Origin of the sequence: Psychrobacillus sp. NPDC096623 (assembly GCF_044762655.1) — a bacterium.
GTDB lineage: Bacteria > Bacillota > Bacilli > Bacillales_A > Planococcaceae > Psychrobacillus.
Genome location: NZ_JBIWER010000001.1, coordinates 883,704 through 903,054 on the forward strand (window position 1 = coordinate 883,704; position 19,351 = coordinate 903,054).

Consider the following 19,351-nt stretch of genomic DNA (forward strand, 5'->3'; position numbering starts at 1 on the left):
AACAAGTGCGTACGAGAGTATTCTGTGGCCATCCGAAAGTAACCATTCAAGACCGAACTACATCAAAAAAAAGCCTTCTTTAATAGAAGGCTCTTACTTTTATGCTAGCAGTAATGATTCTTTTGCAAATTCGTCATTCATGATTAATTCTTTCAAACGTTGTTTTGCGCGGAACAGTCTAGATTTCACAGTACCGATTGATACTTTCATCACTTCGGCAATTTCGATTAGTGAAAATTGATGTACATAGAAATACATTACTGTTTTCTGATATATACCATCCAATTCACTCACTTTGGATCGAATCATTTCACCAACGTCTTCCTTCTCTAATTGCTCCTCAACAGTTAGAACATCTGCAGCGATTAAATCCAGCAAGGAAATATCTAATTGCTCCGGTTGATTTGCTACGTATTTGCTGCGTCTAACCTGTTTGCGATATCTATCACGGAATGTGTTCATACAAATTGTTGTTAACCATGCTTTTACATGATCGACTTCTTTCATATATGATTCATATCGTACGACTTTCACCCAAACTTCTTGCATTAAGTCTTCTGCTTCTGTTTGATTTTTAGTTAGCTTCAAAGATAAATAATATATATAACGGTTATATTCCTCGTAAATTTCTTCTAATTGAACCTGCATGTTAGTTTCCTCCGCTCGGCTTTTCTTGTTAACTCTATAATGCCAAACTTTAACCTTACCCTCTATCGTATTCTCTTTCAGAAAAATTACAAAGGTGTAAGCCAAAATTTAGGAGGACACCGAACTAACATAGGTGCATTGAAAAAAGACTGTAAGATAGTCTTAACTTTTAAGTTCCCCTTATCCACCCTCACGAAATGCAAATCAGTACGCGGTAGTTAATTGTAAAAAATAACTTGTACTCATGTGACAGTACTGGGTATAACTTGTATTAAGAGGACTCGAACCTCGAGGTTACCCCGAAACCTCTACCCGTAAGTCCAACTTGACCAGTTGGAGGTTTTGTACTCGCCTTTACATTTCGCTACCAACTTTCGGCTATTCGATTACATTTGTAAGCCAATTAATTTCTTGAATTTTAGTATCTAATACTCGATGTTTTTGGGATAGTTCATCCACATAATTCTGCGTTTCTCTTACATTGATAGTCGAGACATGTTTAATCTCTGTTCTGGAATATCTATCATGCGACAAAGAAGCTGCATCCAATAAAGCACTATATATTTTTCTTTCCTGACTAAGCAGATCACGTTCAGTTAAGGCGTCTGCTAGAGATTGACGATCGTCAAATGCAGTGTGTAAATTTGTCCGATTAATATTTTTTATTAGTTTTTTTAAATCACTCAATAGTTGATCCAGTTCCTTTATCAATACTTTAGGGTCTTCGTTTGGAGTCTCCCCTTCTTGTATTTTAGCATTTTGAAGTAGTCGATTTCTCAACTGTTCCAGTCGCTTTTGGTAATCGGATCTTACTATTAAAGCTTCTGCTAATTTCATCCTTATCCCCCCTGTATCCAACTATTCGGTGTATGCTGGAGTATGTCCTCTTTTTATAAGAAAAAAGTTCTTATTATGAAATAACAAAAAAACAAGAGGTTTTTTAATCCTCTTGCTTTTCTAGCTCTGGCAATGCAGCTACTTCTCTTTTAGTTATAGTCAATTTAACTATACGACTGCGATCCATTTCATTAATTTCAACTATTAATTCTTCATAGGCGAATTGTTCATTCTCTTCCGGCACATGCCCTAACTGATCCAAAACAAAGCCACCTATTGTTTCATTTTCATTGACGATAGCAACGTGGAATAGCGAATTGACTTCTTCGATTTCCATTCTACCTGCACAGACTAAACGGTTTTCCGTCATCTCATGCACAAGAATTTCTTCGTCCACATCGGTTTCATCTTCTATTTCCTGCCCAATCATTTCTTCTATTAAATCTTCATGAGTGACAATCCCAAGTGTTCCACCATATTCATCCAACACAATGGCCATATGTTTTTTATGGGTCAGCATAAGTTTAAATACTTTTTCCACACTCAGGGTTTGTACAACGAATAATGGTTCTTTGTCGATAAAAGTGTCGAGTTCAATAGATGTATCCATGGACCATTCGATAAACTTTTTCGAGTAAAACATACCAACAATTGTATCTAAGCTATCATCGTAAACTGGATATCTAGTATAATGATGCTCCAGGATGGTATCACGAACCTCTTCATATGTAGCTTCAATCGGGATACCTACTACTTCCGTTCTATGTGTTGACAAAACATCGGAAACATCCTTATTTGGAAAATCCAGCATTCCTTTTATTCGTTCAGATTCTTCGTCTTCAAACGTTCCATCCGTTGAAGCAAGATCAACCATGGAAAGTAACTCTTCTTTTGTAATTGTCGTTTCCGTTATAGCACCCTTTGAACCAATTCGAATAAATAAATTGGTGATTTCAGCTATAAATGCTGTAATTGGTCGCAAAATGATGACGAGTAAGCGTATAAATGGAGAAACTACATACACAACACGATCCGAGAATGTTGCGGCAATTGTCTTAGGAAGTACTTCACAAAATAAAATAATAAACGCCGTTAAAATGGCAATAGACCAACCAATATGCCATTCAAAATGTTCTGCGATTAATATTAAAATTACGGCCATACCTATATTAGCTATTGTATTTCCTACTAAGATGGTAATAATCATTCGGTCCGGCTTTGAAAGTAGGGATAGTATTTTCTCAGATTTTTCGTCTCCCTGTTCTGCTCTAAGCTGGACCTTCATCCTATTAACTGTCATTAACGCTGTTTCACTACCTGATAAAAAAAGGGATACGAGTACTGAAATAGCAAATAGTACAAATTCTATGTACAAAATTGTTGCCTCCTGTGGGTATTAATATACGTTCCATATGCTTTCTTATAACTATATCATATTGTGATTTTAGTTGTCACAAAACTAATATCAACCCTGACTAAATACCTCTAATATGCACAAAACTTATGCTATACTATTTCTATTCACGAAATTTTTTGAAAAGAGGGATTGTAATGAGTCAACTAACTACATTAGACCATTATTTCACAGAAAAAAGAGAAGAACATTTAGAAGAACTAAAACAGTTTTTACGTATCCCAAGTATTTCTTCTTTATCGGAACATAAAGAGGATATGCAAAAAGGTGCCCAGTGGCTTGCTGATTCCTTAACAAAAGCAGGACTGGAAAATGTCGTAGTCGATAAAACAAGCGGACACCCAGTTGTCTATGCGGATTGGTTACATGCAGAAGATAAACCTACTATGCTTATATACGGACATTATGATGTTCAACCAGTCGATCCTCTAAATCTTTGGGATAGCGAACCGTTTGAACCTCAAGTAAGAGACAATAAATTATATGCACGTGGATCAAGTGATGATAAAGGGCAAGTATTTATGCATGTTAAAGCTATTGAGGCACTCCTACAATCAAACAAATCCTTACCAGTAAATGTTAAGTTTTTAATCGAAGGAGAAGAAGAAGTTGGTAGCCCTAATCTAGAAGAATATATTGAAAATAATAAAACAAAGCTCGCTGCAGATGTTATTGTGATTTCCGATACAGGTATGCAAGGCCCTGGTCAACCAGCAGTTTGCTACGGTTTACGTGGACTATGCGGCGTTCAAATTGATGTAAAAGGGGCTAAAGGCGATCTTCACTCCGGCCTTTATGGTGGTGGGGTACAAAACTCCATTCATGCATTAGTTTCTATATTAGAATCCTTCCGTGATGCAGAGGGAACTATTGAGGTAGAAGGCTTCTATGACAATGTACGTCCCTTATCGGACGAAGAAAGAGAAGCTTATGCCTCCCTTGGCTTTGATGAAGATGAATTAAAAGCAGAAGTTGGAGTCGAAGAATTATTCGGCGAAAAAGGCTTTACGCATTTAGAACGCGTTTGGGCACGCCCAACTTTAGAAATCAACGGTATCTTCGGTGGTTTCTCTGGTGAAGGTATTAAAACTGTACTTCCAAGTGAAGCTGGTGCAAAAATAACTTGTCGTCTAGTTCCCGATCAAGACCCGGACGAAATTGTTGCTAAACTAAGGGCTCATATTGAAAAGAACAAGCCAGTTGGAGTCACCGTAACACTTACGGAATTCGATAAAGGTAAACCATTCATCACTCCTTTCGATCACCCTGCTATTCAAGCAGCTGGTCGCAGTTACGAAAAAGTATATAACGTTCCTACAGCATATACTCGTGGTGGCGGTTCTATTCCAATTGTTGCTGCATTTGACGAAATTCTCGGACTTCCAGTTGTATTAATGGGCTTCGGACTATCTACAGAAAATTTCCATGCTCCTAACGAGCATTTCCATTTGGAAAACTTTGACCAAGGTCTTCGTGTCATTAGCGATTACTATTTCGAATTAGCTGAGCTTTCGAAAGAGGATTTGAAAAAATAATTATTAGAACACATGGGTTGTCTGATCCATGTGTTTTTCATTGACTGGCTAACGCATACCCTGGGATATATTTTTATAATAAATATAAAAATATATACACTACTGATTTCCGTTTCAGGTGGACGCGTTTCGTGGGGTGAGCGATGAGCTATCACCGCCGCTAGCGCGTCGCCACCTGTAACGAAGATCAACGAAGTAAGTGGTACTACACTCTATGATTGAGCATTGAATATCGCCAAGCGTCTATTTAGCGGAAATCAAATTGGATTCTTTTTACCTAAATTATCTTGTTGGAGGAGGAATGTATGGATACGACAGGTGTTAGTTTTGTATCTCGTAAGCTAATAGCGTCTTTTGTTACTACATTACTTTTGGCTATGGTTATGAGCCTTTTCAATGTAGATCTGGCTATTTATGAGCAGGGTAATCATTTTGTAGGTTGGACTTTCGTTATCTTTCTGTACGCTGGAGCAATAATCTTAACATATGGAAATATTATTTCTATAGGAGTCGAATTATTACAAAGAAAATATTTTGCCCGTCACAATTGGTTATACGTAGCTGTTCTTGGACTTTTCGGGTCTTTATTTGGCATTTTATTTGAAGAAATACTCTTTGCAGCTCTCGGATTTTGTAGTGCAGTCTTATATGCTTTTTTAGATTTAGGGTTAATGAAAAATAGTTATAAAACGAAGCAATTATTCATCTTAATCCTATCGCCTATGTTTATTTTATTTAGCCTTTGGTTATATTTTCAGGTAATGTCTCCCCCTCTACCTCCTTTTACAAAGGAAGCTGCAGTTACGTTTGCAACTTCAGGGGAAGGTACGAATATCAGCGAGTTCCCAAAAGAAATAGGTTCATGGAATGGAACAATTGGAGACTATGAAGTAAAGAGGGAAACAAGTGTAATTTCCAGTGGTAATGAAAAATATTTAGTCATCTTTAAAGAAGAATGGAGAAAAGGAGACACAACTGGCAGCTCTTTCACCTCTTATATCGTTGAGCGAAATTCGATGACACTCAAAAATTCGGAAGGGGAATTTCCTCCGTATTATACAAACAATCATTAACGATACTTCGTCAGTGTCATTTTGGTGGAACTATCCCTCTTCTTAGTAGAATACAAACAAAAAATCGAGTGAGAGACGGATATCTCTTACTCGATTTTTTTAGTTATTCTTTTTTCTCAAAAATAGTTACTACGTCTTCTACACCTTTACGTTCTTTTGGTTTTGGCATTTCATCAAAGTAGCCGACTTGGAGCATGCTGATAATGCGTTCACCTGGTTGAACTCCAAGCTCTTTGCGGAACAACGGGTTGTCTAAAAACCCTGGAGTTTTCCAGCAAGATCCTATCCCTCTGTCCCAAGCAAGTAATTGAATATTTTGTACTAGCATACTTGCTGCTGCATAATCCTCTAAACGTTCCTTTTGACGAGCATCCTCCGGCACCACAACAAATACATATCCGCCGGGATTCGTAAATTTCTTCATTTGTTTTTCTAGGTCCTCTTCCGAAAGCTCTTTCCATTTGGGAATGGCAAATTCCTTTAACACGCTATATAAATCATCTAATTCTTTTCCACACGCCACTATAAATCGCCAAGGCTGTCTTAATTGATGGTTAGGTGCCCATACTGCGTCATCTAAAATAGATAACAGTATTTCTCTTTCTACGGGCTGTCCGTTAAACAATTTAATTGACCTTCTTTGAATTATTGCATCGCGTACCGTTAGTGAATGCATCATTAATTAGTTCATTCTCCCTTTTACAATTGAATTATTTCCTTCATCATACCAATTTAATCATTTATTAGAAAGTGTAGTGTATTATAAAATTAGAGGTTCAATAGTACTCCTCTTTTTACTCACATACATTGAGGTGACAGCATGCTACTCTATTGGTTGTTTAGTTATATAATTGGTAACTTCCTTACTGCTTGGTGGATCGGTAAATGGAAAAAAATTGATTTAAGAAAAGAAAGAAGTGGCAATTTAGGCGCAAGGAATGCTGGTGCAGTACTTGGAAAATCTGCATTTCTTCTTACTTTTTTAGGTGATGCCTTAAAAGGTGTTGGTGTAATTTATATCGGCTTTTATTTTCAATACTCTTTAGAGTTTATTGCTATAGCAGGTGGAGCAGTAATTTTAGGACATCTTTTTCCGTTCTGGTTAAAAGGAAAAGGCGGAAAAGGTATTGCTACGTTCATCGGCGTAGCTGGAGCAATAGAACCTACATTGTTCGGTATATTGGTCATTTGTTTTATCATTATAATGGCGCTGCTTAGAAGTGCAACTTTAAGTATGACCATTGCATTTAGTGCATATGCTATTTTAACTTGGATTATACCTGTATTCGCTTCTCTTTGGCCACTTTCCATTGCAATTCTTATTATTCTTCTCCGTCACAGGTTAGATATTGTAGAATCTTGGGATAAGAGATGGTGGAAAAAGCAACTATAATATTATTAAATTTATAATTGATTTCTTCTATAAGAATCATACTTTAAGTCTTAATATGATATAATTACTATCATTTAAATAATAAATTAGATAGGATGTCCGAAAATGACTTTGAAAAAGATTGCGTGGTTAGTCGACAGTAGTGCATATATAAGCAATACATTAAAAGACCACTCAGATGTATACGTTATTCCTCTTAATATTCATTTTGGTTTGGAACAATTTGTAGATGGCGTTGATTTAACACCCGACCAATTATACGATCGTCTTCGCAATGGAACAGAAGCCGCTAAAACCTCTCAGCCTTCTGCGGGTGAATTTGCCATGTTATATGAAAAACTAAGTAAAGAATATGATTCTATTATAGCAATTCACGTTTCTAATAGTCTTAGTGGAACACTCTCTTCCTCTATCAGTGGTGCTGAGATTGCGCAAATTCAAGTAGAATTTATCGACTCCTTTTCCTTATCAGCAGGTATTACAGGTTTAGTAGAAAAAGGACTGCAATTACAAGAAGCAGGTCAATCATACCAGGAAATTGCAACTGAATTAAGAAATATGACCTCGAAGTTCCGTAACTATATCTTAATAGGCAACTTAACTCAACTGTATAAAGGTGGTAGACTGAGCAGTGCTCAATTCTATTTGGGTAGCCTACTTAAAATAAAACCAATTATTCAGATCAATGCTGAGGGCGAGCTAAAGGAACTAGATAAGGTTCGGTCTCATAAAAAAGCAATCCAGTACCTCATCAATAAGGCAGTTGAAGCTGCTGAAAAGGATGATTTAAAGCATGTGTACATCATGCATGCTAACGCTGAGCAACAGGCAACAGACTTAAAACTAGCAATTTTACAACAAGCACCAAATTTACAGTTCACTATCGGTGAAATTAGCACATCCCTTGCAGTGCATGCAGGCGAAGATACAATTGCCTTGCTTTGGTATTTGTAGAACGTAAAAAAAGAGACTTCCGAATACACTTTCGGAAGTCTTTTTGTGTTTTAAAAATTATCTTTTACATGGAAAAATATATACTTTGTTCTTGGTGTATGTGCATATGAATCCTCGTAGCTCCAATAACGATTGCGGCTATTATTCGTATGTGCATTTACATAAGGAACACCATCCTGAACACTTGTTACAATGGTCGAGTGATCAAATCGACCATCGCCTTGGAAGTCATAAAAAATTAGATCTCCTGGGATTAACTGATCAGGTGAGCTAACTTGGGTTGCCTGCAGACCCTTTGTAGAGCCCGCTAAGTACCAGCGTAATGAATGAGGTGTGCTCCAGCTCAAACTCCACGTTTCGTTGCTCAACCACCACCCTCGCTCCCTGTTTGGTTGCCCTCTCATAGGGGCTCCCCCCGCAAACAAGCATTGCGAAATGAAATTTGTACAGTCAACATCGAATATCGGAAACCTTGGATTATAACTGTTCCACCACTTTTGTGCATAGGCTACTGCCTTCTCTCGATTGTATGTTGCCAATTTTCATCCTCCCTCTATTTTGTTTATATGATTAAACAGAAAATATATGCTAGTATGGAATTAATGAAATAATTTATTTTTTTGGCAAATTACTTTTTAGAAAGGAAGATGGTCAGTGAGACAGCATGCAGAAAAAGAAATTTCAGTGCCCACTTTACTTTGCGATAAAAAAGGTAATTTGAATCCTAAAGCAATTGGATACGCAAAGAAACCATTGATTGAAAGTAATTTGAAGGGTCACTATATGCGTAAGAAAAAGTGGAATTACTGGTGTGTTTTTGGAGATGATATTCTTTTCTCTGCCACTATTAGTCATCTAGATTACGCAGCGGTCTGCTTTGTCTATTTCCTTAACTATGAAACGCAACGCTACGTTGAAAAGACAGTTACGATTCCCCTAGGAAATAAAATAAAAATGCCCACTAATATCTTGGAAAGTATACAGCTTCATTCCAAAGAAATGTCTATCCAATTACTTTATATACAAAATGAAACTCATATGACTGTAACTATCCCAGATTTTGATGGTGATTTGTTACATGCAGATTTACATATAACTCATCCAGTTGAAGATGAATCTTTGAATGTAGTTATCCCCTGGAATCGGACGCAATTCCAATTTACAGGAAAGCACCACACATTGCCTACATCTGGCTTTGTGAAGATCGGTGATTCTCGCTTTAGCTTCCAGCAAGAGGACAATTTTGCGGTACTCGATTATGGTAGAGGTATATGGCCAAGAGAAGCTATCTGGAACTGGGGCTTTGCATCTCAACGAGTGGGCACTAAAAGAATTGGATTAAACTTTGGCGGAAAATGGACAGATGGTACTGGTATGACCGAAAACGCGATTATCATTGATGGTAAGTTGACTAAAATACACGAAGACTTATTGTTTACTTATGATTCGAATGATTTTATGAAGCCCTGGAAGGTTAAGTCTAAATTTTCCGATCAGGTGAATATGACATTCACTCCATTTTTTCACCGCATTGCGAAAACTGATCTGAAACTTATTTCCTCTGAGGTTCACCAGATGATTGGTTATTTTAATGGCAAAATTCAGCTAGAAAATGGACCCACCCTGGAGATAAAGCAATTACTAGGGTGCATTGAAGAACATAAAGCTAAATGGTAAATAACATGAATAGTGGTCTGTGACTCAAGTCACAGACCTCTTTTTTTGTGTGTCAGGGTAGTTTTTGGTTTAGTTGGATATTAGATTAGTTTAGTTGGAATAATCGAGTTCTCAGTTGCAACATTTAAAATCTGGATATGCCATTGATTTCCACGCAGATCGGACGCTTTCCGTGGGCACGGCTCGAGCCTGTAGCTTCTCACTCGTGCTGTTCCCACAGGAGTCGCAGACCTGCGTTCCAATTAATAATAACCTCTTTTATATAAGGAAAATTCCAATCAATCTCACAAATATTTGTCTTAACATCTATCATTGGCCTACAATTCAAATTCAAAAAAGTTAATGGAATGTAGTTAATTGTTCTCTAAAATTTGCTTTATCTATTTATGTGAAGCATAAGCTATGCAAAATCTCTCCATATAGTACTACACATCAATTGATTGTAGTAAATGGTGGCGACTCTGGCGGGATAAGCGAGAAAGTCGAGACCCCGCAGGGAACGTAGCGTACGAGGAGGCTTTGCCTCGCCCGCGGAAAGCGTTCACCTGAAACGAAAATCATAGTATTTATTTATCCTGACTAGTCCCTTGAACTGAACCCGGCGTTAACGAGACAACTTTGGGAAACTTGATGCAGTCCTTTTAAACAAGTTGCTTCACAAATTTTTTATTTCGTTCTTTAAATACTTCGTTGTGCGAAGAGACCATTGCAAATTTGTTTGCATCTGGCTGGATATATTGCTTAGCCTGATTGACTGCATTTGCAGCATCCTGGAAGGTGCCAGCTATTAAGTTTACTTTGCCCGGATATTGGATGATGTCTCCTGCTGCATATATTCCAGCAACAGATGATTCGCACGAGCTAGTACCCTTCACATAAAAATCATCTGCGATATCGATTGATATTTTACTATTTTTCAGAAGCTCTGCATCCTGATCGTAGCCATGATTGATTATGACCTCATCAACTTCAATATTTGTAACTTCTCCTGTTTCATCATTTAAAACAGCAACTCTTTCTATCATTTCATGATTTTCACTAGCAATTAACTTCGTAATCTTTGTATTGAAAAAACACGTTACAGAGCTCTCCAGCAATTGTGTAACCTGTGCTTCATGACCATTTAACGCATCTTTGCGATAAGTGAGGTACACTCTTTTAGCGATAGACTCGAGTTCATTTGCCCAGTCAATTGCTGCATTCCCTCCTCCTGATATAATGACAGTTTTATCTTTAAAACGCTGGATTGATTTCACCGTATAGTTTAAATTGCTTACCTCGAAACGTTCGGCCCCTTCTATTTCAAGCTTAGTTGGCTTTAAAATCCCACTACCTACTGCAATAATAATAGTTTTCGAATAATGTTCAACACCGGTAGTAGCATGCAAAACAAAAACTCCATCTTCTCGGTGAGTAATCGATTCAACCTTCTCATTCAGTACCACCTCAGGGTCAAATGTTAGACCTTGTTGAACTAATTGACCGATTAGTCGCTCTCCCGAAATCGGAGTCTGGCCACCTACGTCCCAGATCATCTTTTCTGGATACACATGCAACTTACCACCTAATTGCGGTTGATATTCTATAATCTTCGTTTTCATTTCTCTTAAACCACTATAAAAGGCGGAATATAGACCTGCAGGACCTCCGCCAATAATCGTCACATCAAATACATTTTGCATCTGTTAGTCTCCCACCCTCTAAAAAATTTTGTTGACATAAGTAAAATAATTAAATATAGTTGCTAATATGATAATGATAATCGTTATCAATTAATTAAGCAACATTTAGTTTGGAGGTATTCAAATGGTTCGTTTATATACAGACGATTTGTCTATTGGCTATGGTGACCAGCTCATCATAAAGGATTTGTCTGTGCAAATTCCCAACCAGAAAATCACTACAATTATCGGACCAAACGGATGTGGTAAGTCCACTCTTCTCAAAGCAATTACTCGAATCATCTCTCATCAGTCTGGTGCAGTCGTATTAGATGGTAAAAATGTTGCAAAGGAAAATACTAAAATTCTTGCAAAAAAAATGGCCATTTTACCTCAAACACCAGAGAGTGCAAGCGGTCTAACTGTGGGTGAGTTAGTATCGTATGGGCGTTTTCCCTATCAAACTGGATTTGGAAGACTTTCTAAAAACGATTATGAGGTGATAGATTGGGCACTTCAGGTTACGAACACGAGTTCATTTAAGTATTTGCCTGTCGATTCTCTTTCCGGTGGTCAACGTCAGCGCGTGTGGATAGCTATGGCTCTTGCACAGGAAACAGAGATTATATTTCTTGATGAGCCCACCACCTATTTAGATATGGCACATCAGTTAGAAGTTCTTGAGCTTTTGCAGCAACTAAATAAGGAGGAAAAACGAACGATTGTAATGGTTTTACATGATTTAAACCAAGCAGCTCGATTTGCCGACTATATCGTTGCCTTAAAGGGTGGACATATTGTGAAAGCAGGATCCTGCGAGGAAGTTATAACAAAAGAAGTTTTACGTGATGTCTTTAATATTGATGCTGAAATTGGAAAAGATCCACGAACAAGTAAGCCGATGTGCATATCATATGATTTATTAAAAGGAGAAAAATAAAATGAAAAAATTAATTTTGCCAGTTCTGTTAATTTTAGTACTTATCCTAGGTGCTTGTAATAGTGAATCAGCCACAACAAAAACAAATGAAACGAAAGAAGATCCAACAACTATTACATATGAATCAGAAACTGGACCAATAGAAGTACCGGCAGACCCTCAAAGAGTTGTCGTCTTATCTACATTTGCAGGAAACGTTGCCGCACTGGACGTAAATTTAGTCGGAGCGGATTCTTGGTCAAAGTCTAACCCAGGATATGATTCATTCTTAGCTGATGTTGAGGAAGTATCAGAAGAAAATTTAGAGAAAATTATTGAGCTGAACCCTGATTTAATCATTGCTCTTTCAACCGTTCAAAACTTGGATAAAATAAGAGAAATTGCGCCAACAGTTACATACACTTATGGAAAAGTAGATTATTTAACTCAGCATTTAGAAATCGGAAAATTACTGAATAAAGAGCAAGAGGCTCAGACATGGATTGATGATTTCAAAAAACGCTCTGCTGTGGCTGGTGAAGAAATTAAAGCAGTAATCGGAGAGGATGCAACTGTTTCCGTTATCGAAAACTTTGACAAACAATTATATGTGTTCGGTGATAATTGGGGTCGTGGAACAGAAGTTATCTATCAAGCAATGGGCTTGAAAATGCCTGAAAAAGTAAAAGAAATGGCTTTAGAACCTGGTTATTATGCTTTATCTTTAGAGGTTCTTCCGGAGTTTGCTGGTGACTATGTCATCCTGAGTAAAGTAGCAGATCAAGATAATTCATTCCAAGAGACAGATGTATTTAAAAATATTCCTGCTGTCCAAAATGGTCAATTGTTTGAAGCAAATGCTGAAAAATTCTACTTTAATGACCCTATTTCCTTAGATTATCAATTGGAGTTCTTTAAAGAAAGCTTCTTAAACAGCAAGTAATCATAGCGGAGGAATTCTACTGGATTCCTCCGCTATTTTTGTAGAAAGGATAATTTGATGAAAACCTCTATTCAATTTGTTATTGGTCTTATTTTATTGATTGTAATGTTCGGTATTGCCATGATTTTTGGTGCTGCTTCTACATCAATACAAGATGTATGGCAGGCACTTTTTTCTAATGTAAAAAGTGATTCTATCAATATTTTGCGAGAGCTTCGATTACCTAGAGAAGTCGGTGCTATATTGGTTGGAGCTTCCTTAGCTGTTGCTGGAGCGATTATGCAAGGAGTGACCCGTAATCCGCTCGCTGATCCAGGTTTGTTGGGTTTAACTTCCGGTGCAAACGCTGCTCTAGCTATAAGTCTTGCATTGATTCCTGGGATTAATTATTTCGGAATTACGGTTGCCTGCTTTATAGGTGCTGCGGTTGGTGCAGTAATGGTATTTGGGATTGGTGCAATGAAAAAAGGAGGATTTTCTCCACTACGTATTGTGCTGGCAGGTGCTGCGGTCTCCGCTTTTTTATATGCAATTGCCGATGGTGTTGGTATCTATTTTAAAATTTCCAAAGATGTCTCTATGTGGACAGCCGGCGGTTTAATTGGAACCTCTTGGAGTCAGCTCCAAATGGTGACTCCTTTTATCGCTATTGGAATTCTTGTTGCTCTTCTGTTATCTAGACAGCTCACTATTTTAAGTTTGAATGAAGAAGTAGCAGTCGGACTTGGACAAAAAACTACCCAAATAAAAACGATTTTATTTATCGTCGTAATTTTACTAGCGGGTTCCTCTGTTGCACTTGTTGGGAATATGGCTTTCGTTGGGTTGATGGTTCCTCATATTGTACGAGCAATTGTTGGAACGGATTACCGATTCATTATCCCGATGTCCGTAATAGCAGGAGCCATCCTTATGCTACTAGCTGATACAATTGGACGAACTATTAATATTCCATATGAGACACCAGTTGCTGCAATCATAGCTATTATGGGATTACCTTTCTTTTTAGTGATCGTTCGTAAAGGAGGGCGTGTATTTCAATGATTCATCGTCAGCAAGTTAAAAAACAACGGATACTTTTGATTGTTTTACTGTCATTGATTATTATTACTGCCTTTGTGAGTGCAGGAATTGGATATTCCACCCTATCCTTTAATCGTCTTTTACCAACCTTTTTTGGTCAAGGAACATTTAAAGAGGAGTTTGTTTTGTTTTCCGTTCGTTTACCAAGAATTATCATTACAATTCTTGCGGGAATGGCATTAGCGCTGTCTGGTTCTATTTTGCAAAGTATTACGAGAAATGATTTAGCGGACCCCGGGATTATTGGTATTAATTCGGGAGCTGGGGTAGCGGTTTCTATTTTCTTTTTATTCATGCCTATACAGCCTGGTTCCTTTGTGTATTTACTGCCGGTAGTGGCATTTATCGGGGCATTGATCACTGCCTTTTTCATCTACATCCTTTCCTATAACCGTGAAGTCGGGCTACAGCCGGTTCGATTAGTTTTGGTTGGGGTTGGTTTCTCAATGGCTCTTTCAGGATTAATGATTGTCTTTATTTCATCTGCCGATCGCCAAAAAGTAGATTTCATCGCCAATTGGATGGCAGGAAATATTTGGGGCGCTGATTGGCCATTTATATTGGCTCTCTTGCCTTGGCTAATAGTATTAATTCCGTTTACGTTATATAAAGCAAATAAATTAAATTTACTTCATTTAAACGAGCCGGTTGCAATTGGATTAGGAGTAGCTATTGAGAAGGAAAGAATTATCCTCTTATTTGCCGCTGTCGCCCTTGCAGCTTCAGCAGTATCAGTAACAGGTGGAATTGCTTTCATAGGGTTGATGGCCCCTCATATCGCTAAATCATTAGTTGGACCGCGCCATCAATTGTTCATCCCTATTTCCATCCTCATCGGTGGTTGGTTATTACTTTTCGCAGATACAATCGGTCGCAATGTTGTCGAGCCAAATGGAGTTCCCGCAGGAGTGGTAGTCGCCCTAATAGGAGCGCCTTACTTTATGTATTTATTGATGAAGAAGTAATTCATAAACCTTCTCATTGGAATAATTTTGGTGAAATTAATGGATGAATTTCCCTTTTTGTGAGTAAATCAATAAAGTTATAGTATTAAAAAATGGACTACGATTTTTTTCGTAGTCCATTTTTCTATGACTGAAGGTATTTCCACATTTTCTCTGGATAGTCTGTGAAAATAGCATCCACCCCAACTTGTTTTAGCAAATCAGCATATTTCTCTTCATTGACAGTAAAAGTACGAACTTTTTTGCCACTGGCAATGGCCTCCGCTCCCATCTGCCTTAGAGCTGCCGGGAAAAAAACATGTAATGCATCTGCTCCCACCAGTTCTGCATATTTGTGTGGCTCTATCATCACTTCCATAAAGAGAATAGCAGTTTCAATAGGAGGTGCCATTTGTTTGAATTTCCTAACCATCTCATGGTTAAACGATGAGATTACGACACGTGGTTCTAGTCGGTAATCGGTTAACATTTGCAATACCGCCTGCTCCATGCCTTCGTAAGGGAAAATATCTGATTTTAGCACTATATTTAGATGGTGATCTGTATCTTTAAATACATACAACACTTCTCTTAGTGTTGGAATTGTTTCCTGTTTAAACTTAGGGGAGAACCAAGAACCAAATTCAAATTCCTTCAATTCAGTTAACGTCATATCTTTAATAAAACCTGTTCCATTGGATGTCCGATCAATCGTCTCGTCGTGAATAACAACCAATTCATGATCTTTCGTCATATGAACATCAAATTCAACGCCGTGCACAGGCAATTTTGCAGCCGCTTTAAAGGCTGCGAGTGTATTTTCTGGATGTGTACCTGAAGAACCTCTATGGGCATAAATTTTCATAAAGCCTACCTCCTTGTACCATTAATGACTCCATTATACTTCTAATCCTGTTCTAATATCTCTTGTAAAAACTTTTCTCTATTTTGTAAAAAATATTTTGTTAGTTGAAAATGATCTGTTTCCTCATACTCTACCTCTTTAATTTCCCCATCATCAAAACTTAGAATGGTGGCATCTGGGTAGCCTAATAGGATCGGAGAGTGCGTAGCAATAATAAATTGACTATCGTCTTCTTGCAATAAATTATGTAAAATCCTTAAAAATGCTAACTGACGCGAGGGCGATAAAGCAGCTTCCGGTTCATCTAACAAATAAATTCCTCTACCTCTAAACCTATTAGAAAAAAGCGAGAAAAATGCCTCTCCATGAGACTGATGATGTAAGGACTTTCCACCGTAAGGACCTGTCCCCATTGTGTCGATATGAGATGCGAAACTATAAAAGGATTCTGCTCGGAGAAAGAAACCATTTGTTACTTTCGGTAACCAGGATAGTTTAATATAGTCGCCAAGTGCTGACTCCGATGCATCTACTTCGTAAAAATTGTTCCTTCCCCCTCCTGCTGTATTAAATTCACATTTATCAGCAATGGCTTCTAACAAAGTAGATTTTCCGGAACCATTTTCTCCAACGAAAAAAGTAACTTTGCTTTGTAAGTCGATTTGTTTTAAATTTTGGATAGAAGGGATAGAAAATGGATACTGATTAAAAGATGAAATATTTTCTCGCTCGAGTACAATTCTTTTTAAAAACAAGCTTATCACCTACGATTCACTTTTCTTTATTGTACCATTATTCTATGATGGATTATTCGGATTTCATGCTATCGTGGACTTATCTAATAGCTTGAAAGATTCTACAAATTTACTTGTTATTTGGCTGTAATCCTTCGCTAGATTACTGCGTAGTAGTTTCTTGTAAACGCTGTACCTGTGTGTCACAATCAATAAGGGATACATAAGCAGAATTTCCCATTTCTCGTATACAAATACCTTTGCCACCAGCGTGGAAGAAAAGTTCAAACTCATTAAATGAAATTACATAATTATAATCAAGGAGGATATAACATGAGGACTATGAAACTTGGAAAAAGTAATTTAGAAGTGCCGGTTGTTTCAGTCGGCTGTATGCGCATTAATTCTCTGAAAAAGGCTGAGGCTGAGCACTTTGTCCAAACAGCGCTTGAATTAGGTGCGAATTTCTTCGACCATGCTGATATTTATGGGAGTGGAACATGCGAGGAAATATTTGCTGAAGCCATCCATATGAACGATGATATTCGTGAAAAGATTATTTTACAATCTAAGTGCGGTATTCGAGAAGGAATGTTCGACTTTTCAAAAGAACATATTATAGAATCTGTTGACGGAAGCTTAAAGAGATTGAATACAGATTACCTAGATATTCTGCTGCTACACCGTCCTGATACGTTGGTAGAACCAGAAGAAGTGGCAGAGGCTTTCGATATTCTTGAAAGTTCAGGAAAAGTTCGTCACTTTGGTGTTTCCAATCAGAAGCCAATGCAGATCGAATTACTTAAGAAGTCGGTGAAGCAAACAATCGTTGCTAATCAACTTCAATTAAGTATTACCAATGCAAATATGATCTCAAATGGTTTTAATGTGAACATGGAAAATGATTCTGCTGTGAACCGAGATGGCAGCATACTTGATTATTGCAGACTGAACGATATTACCATTCAGCCATGGTCGCCTTTCCAATACGGGCTCTTTGAGGGAGTATTCCTAGGCAATGACAAGTTTCCTGAATTAAATCATAAGATTGATGAAATCGCGAACAAATATGAAGTGAGCAACACAACCATCGCTATCGCGTGGCTATTGCGTCATCCAGCAAACATGCAACCTGTTATCGGTACGATGAATGAAAGCCGTTTAAAGGATTGCTGTAAGGCAAGTGATTTCCTTCTTACTCGCGAGGAGTGGTATGGCATCTATCGTGCTGCAGGTAATGTACTGCCTTAATTGCTTTTTGCTACAATGTAAGTAAAGCATCCAATACAGGACCAATAAAACCAGGCACCATAAAATCATTTGTTGACAAAGGGTGCTTGGTTTCTCAATCGAAATAATGGTCTTGTTTACTAAGCACCAGGTACCGTTACTTTAAGTGTAATTCTTCACAATGTTTTTTACTGTTATTTTACTTACTTTGCTTAGCACTAAAAATACTAATACCAGATACTACACATAACAATAACAGTAATAATAATCTTAACCAATCCATTGAAAGCCAAAAGCCTCCTCCATTAACAATGTCAGTACTTAGACCATACTCATCAACAAAAATACTTAAATTCCAAAATAATCTAACCGAAATAAGTAATGAAGAAAGACTTAATAAGAATAATACAATTGATAATTTCCGTTTTCCCATTCTTAAATCCCTCCCTAATTATCCCTTAAAAATTTGTACGTTTTACACGTCTCTAAGTTCCAATAACCTATGATTTTAAAAAAAACAGCGAACAAATCAACACACAATTTGCTCGCCGTTCTCTTTAAATTTCTGATTACCCTTTTTTATAAAAATGCGTGTTACTTACTGTGGTAAATCCAACTTTTTCATAAATGGAAAGTGCCTGATCATTGTCTGTCTCTACATCTAAATACACGAAAGATTTCCCAAGACGGTTGGCTTCGTTTTTACTCCAATTCAACAAGTAAGTCGCAACACCTTTACCACGTGCTTTTTCATGTACAGCAAGTCCTGTCAGCCATAGCTTTTCACCGTCATCAACTAAAGTAAACGTCCCTACTATTTCATCATGTAATTTGGCAATCATCAAATGGCGATTTGGCGTTTGTGTATTAAACGCGATTAACTCACTAGCATCTTCTTCCGTGTCACCAAATGCACTTACTAGTACGCTAACAATCTCTGACTCTTCATCGGCATAACGCGAAACTTCGACTTCACTTGTTAATGCCACTTCCCTTGCATCAGCTACCATCGTTCGCTCCGAAAAATCAAAAGCATAACCAAACTTCCGAAGAAGATGCTGACCTGCTTCGAAGCCTTCTGGAATTAAAGCAATATCCGCTACCGCTCCTCGTATTTTTAGATTCCTACCTAGCTCTGTGACTAATCGTTCGCCAATTCCTTGTCTTCGAGCACTCGGCAAAACAACCATACTCCACTCGAAATCGAATGTCGCTATTCGATCAATAGAAGTTAACAACCCAACTAATCGGTCGGTATCGTCATCATAGGCGAGTGTGCAAAAACCTTTTGTATAATAATCGGATAGCTCTTCCACACTTAATAGAGAGGTATAATCCACTTTATCCACTATTTCTGCTTCCGCTATCAATTGCTTTATTTCTTTCATTGTCTCCTGGTCTAGCGGAAACGACACTGTCATTACAGATATATTCATGTATT

The 19,351-nt window shown here is 37.6% G+C and carries 19 protein-coding genes and 1 pseudogene; 10 read left to right on the plus strand and 10 right to left on the minus strand.

Going from position 1 to position 19,351, the window contains the following annotated elements; translation table 11 throughout:
* Positions 1-99: 99 nt before the first annotated feature.
* The 3 genes from ACIQX2_RS04170 to ACIQX2_RS04180 all read right to left on the minus strand — a co-directional run bounded on the left by ACIQX2_RS04170 (position 100) and on the right by ACIQX2_RS04180 (position 2,860).
* Positions 100-648 (minus strand): RNA polymerase sigma factor, encoded by a 549-nt coding sequence (locus ACIQX2_RS04170; RefSeq protein ID WP_402847333.1) that lies wholly within the window; start codon positions 646-648, stop codon positions 100-102.
* Positions 649-1,026: 378 nt separating this feature from the next.
* Positions 1,027-1,485 carry a DIP1984 family protein gene (locus ACIQX2_RS04175; protein ID WP_402847334.1) on the minus strand — a complete coding sequence of 153 codons (459 nt, stop codon included), beginning with the start codon at positions 1,483-1,485 and terminating at the stop codon, positions 1,027-1,029.
* Between the two features lie 103 nt (positions 1,486-1,588).
* Positions 1,589-2,860, minus strand: coding sequence for a hemolysin family protein (locus ACIQX2_RS04180; protein WP_402847335.1), 1,272 nt, complete (start codon positions 2,858-2,860; stop codon positions 1,589-1,591).
* A 176-nt stretch (positions 2,861-3,036) separates the two neighbouring features.
* On the opposite strand from ACIQX2_RS04180, the gene ACIQX2_RS04185 reads away from it, so the two are divergent.
* Positions 3,037-4,434, plus strand: a complete 1,398-nt coding sequence (locus ACIQX2_RS04185; protein WP_402847336.1) for a dipeptidase — start codon at positions 3,037-3,039, stop codon at positions 4,432-4,434.
* Positions 4,435-4,739: 305 nt separating this feature from the next.
* Positions 4,740-5,507 (plus strand): hypothetical protein, encoded by a 768-nt coding sequence (locus ACIQX2_RS04190; RefSeq protein ID WP_402847337.1) that lies wholly within the window; start codon positions 4,740-4,742, stop codon positions 5,505-5,507.
* Positions 5,508-5,610: 103 nt separating this feature from the next.
* On the opposite strand, the gene ACIQX2_RS04195 is transcribed toward ACIQX2_RS04190, so the two are convergent.
* Entirely contained in the window at positions 5,611-6,186 is a 576-nt protein-coding gene (locus ACIQX2_RS04195; RefSeq protein ID WP_402847339.1) for a nitroreductase family protein, read from the minus strand.
* Positions 6,187-6,327: 141 nt separating this feature from the next.
* On the opposite strand from ACIQX2_RS04195, the gene ACIQX2_RS04200 reads away from it, so the two are divergent.
* Positions 6,328-6,900: a glycerol-3-phosphate acyltransferase gene (locus tag ACIQX2_RS04200; protein ID WP_402847341.1), complete on the plus strand. Its 573-nt coding sequence runs from the start codon at positions 6,328-6,330 to the stop codon at positions 6,898-6,900.
* Between the two features lie 105 nt (positions 6,901-7,005).
* The gene (locus ACIQX2_RS04205; protein WP_402847342.1) at positions 7,006-7,854 is read left to right on the plus strand and encodes a DegV family protein; all 849 of its coding nucleotides are present in this window, start codon (positions 7,006-7,008) and stop codon (positions 7,852-7,854) included.
* A 50-nt stretch (positions 7,855-7,904) separates the two neighbouring features.
* Here ACIQX2_RS04205 and ACIQX2_RS04210 read toward each other — a convergent pair.
* A pseudogene (locus tag ACIQX2_RS04210) lies at positions 7,905-8,384 on the minus strand (amidase domain-containing protein); the annotation flags it as partial.
* A 124-nt stretch (positions 8,385-8,508) separates the two neighbouring features.
* On the opposite strand from ACIQX2_RS04210, the gene ACIQX2_RS04215 reads away from it, so the two are divergent.
* Positions 8,509-9,531 carry a DUF2804 domain-containing protein gene (locus ACIQX2_RS04215; protein ID WP_402847344.1) on the plus strand — a complete coding sequence of 341 codons (1,023 nt, stop codon included), beginning with the start codon at positions 8,509-8,511 and terminating at the stop codon, positions 9,529-9,531.
* 641 nt (positions 9,532-10,172) lie between these two features.
* Here ACIQX2_RS04215 and ACIQX2_RS04220 read toward each other — a convergent pair.
* The gene (locus ACIQX2_RS04220; protein WP_402847345.1) at positions 10,173-11,213 is read right to left on the minus strand and encodes an NAD(P)/FAD-dependent oxidoreductase; all 1,041 of its coding nucleotides are present in this window, start codon (positions 11,211-11,213) and stop codon (positions 10,173-10,175) included.
* A 124-nt stretch (positions 11,214-11,337) separates the two neighbouring features.
* Here ACIQX2_RS04220 and ACIQX2_RS04225 point away from each other — a divergent pair, with 124 nt between their 5' ends.
* From ACIQX2_RS04225 to ACIQX2_RS04240, 4 genes are read left to right on the plus strand one after another with little or no spacing between them, the layout of a single operon-like run.
* On the plus strand, positions 11,338-12,132 hold the full coding sequence (locus tag ACIQX2_RS04225) for an ABC transporter ATP-binding protein (RefSeq protein ID WP_402847347.1): 795 nt from the start codon (positions 11,338-11,340) through the stop codon (positions 12,130-12,132).
* A 1-nt stretch (position 12,133) separates the two neighbouring features.
* Complete coding sequence (locus ACIQX2_RS04230) at positions 12,134-13,054, plus strand: iron-hydroxamate ABC transporter substrate-binding protein (protein ID WP_402847348.1); 921 nt, start codon at positions 12,134-12,136, stop codon at positions 13,052-13,054.
* A gap of 57 nt (positions 13,055-13,111) precedes the next feature.
* A complete protein-coding gene (locus ACIQX2_RS04235) occupies positions 13,112-14,098 on the plus strand; it encodes a FecCD family ABC transporter permease (protein ID WP_402847349.1) in 987 nt (328 codons plus the stop codon).
* Positions 14,095-15,102 (plus strand): FecCD family ABC transporter permease, encoded by a 1,008-nt coding sequence (locus tag ACIQX2_RS04240; protein ID WP_402847350.1) that lies wholly within the window; start codon positions 14,095-14,097, stop codon positions 15,100-15,102. The genes ACIQX2_RS04235 and ACIQX2_RS04240 overlap by 4 nt, the downstream gene beginning before the upstream one ends.
* Before the next feature lie 124 nt (positions 15,103-15,226).
* Here the strand turns inward: ACIQX2_RS04240 and ACIQX2_RS04245 are convergent, their stop codons facing one another.
* Both ACIQX2_RS04245 and ACIQX2_RS04250 read right to left on the minus strand, forming a co-directional pair.
* Positions 15,227-15,946: a glycerophosphodiester phosphodiesterase gene (locus ACIQX2_RS04245; protein WP_402847351.1), complete on the minus strand. Its 720-nt coding sequence runs from the start codon at positions 15,944-15,946 to the stop codon at positions 15,227-15,229.
* Between the two features lie 41 nt (positions 15,947-15,987).
* Positions 15,988-16,701, minus strand: coding sequence for an AAA family ATPase (locus tag ACIQX2_RS04250; RefSeq protein ID WP_402847352.1), 714 nt, complete (start codon positions 16,699-16,701; stop codon positions 15,988-15,990).
* A gap of 312 nt (positions 16,702-17,013) precedes the next feature.
* Between ACIQX2_RS04250 and ACIQX2_RS04255 the strand changes: the two genes are divergently transcribed.
* Positions 17,014-17,931 (plus strand): aldo/keto reductase, encoded by a 918-nt coding sequence (locus tag ACIQX2_RS04255; protein ID WP_402847353.1) that lies wholly within the window; start codon positions 17,014-17,016, stop codon positions 17,929-17,931.
* Between the two features lie 178 nt (positions 17,932-18,109).
* Here ACIQX2_RS04255 and ACIQX2_RS04260 read toward each other — a convergent pair whose 3' ends face one another.
* Both ACIQX2_RS04260 and ACIQX2_RS04265 read right to left on the minus strand, forming a co-directional pair.
* Positions 18,110-18,343: a hypothetical protein gene (locus ACIQX2_RS04260; protein ID WP_402847355.1), complete on the minus strand. Its 234-nt coding sequence runs from the start codon at positions 18,341-18,343 to the stop codon at positions 18,110-18,112.
* 136 nt (positions 18,344-18,479) lie between these two features.
* Positions 18,480-19,346: a GNAT family N-acetyltransferase gene (locus ACIQX2_RS04265; protein ID WP_402847357.1), complete on the minus strand. Its 867-nt coding sequence runs from the start codon at positions 19,344-19,346 to the stop codon at positions 18,480-18,482.
* Positions 19,347-19,351 lie beyond the last annotated feature (5 nt).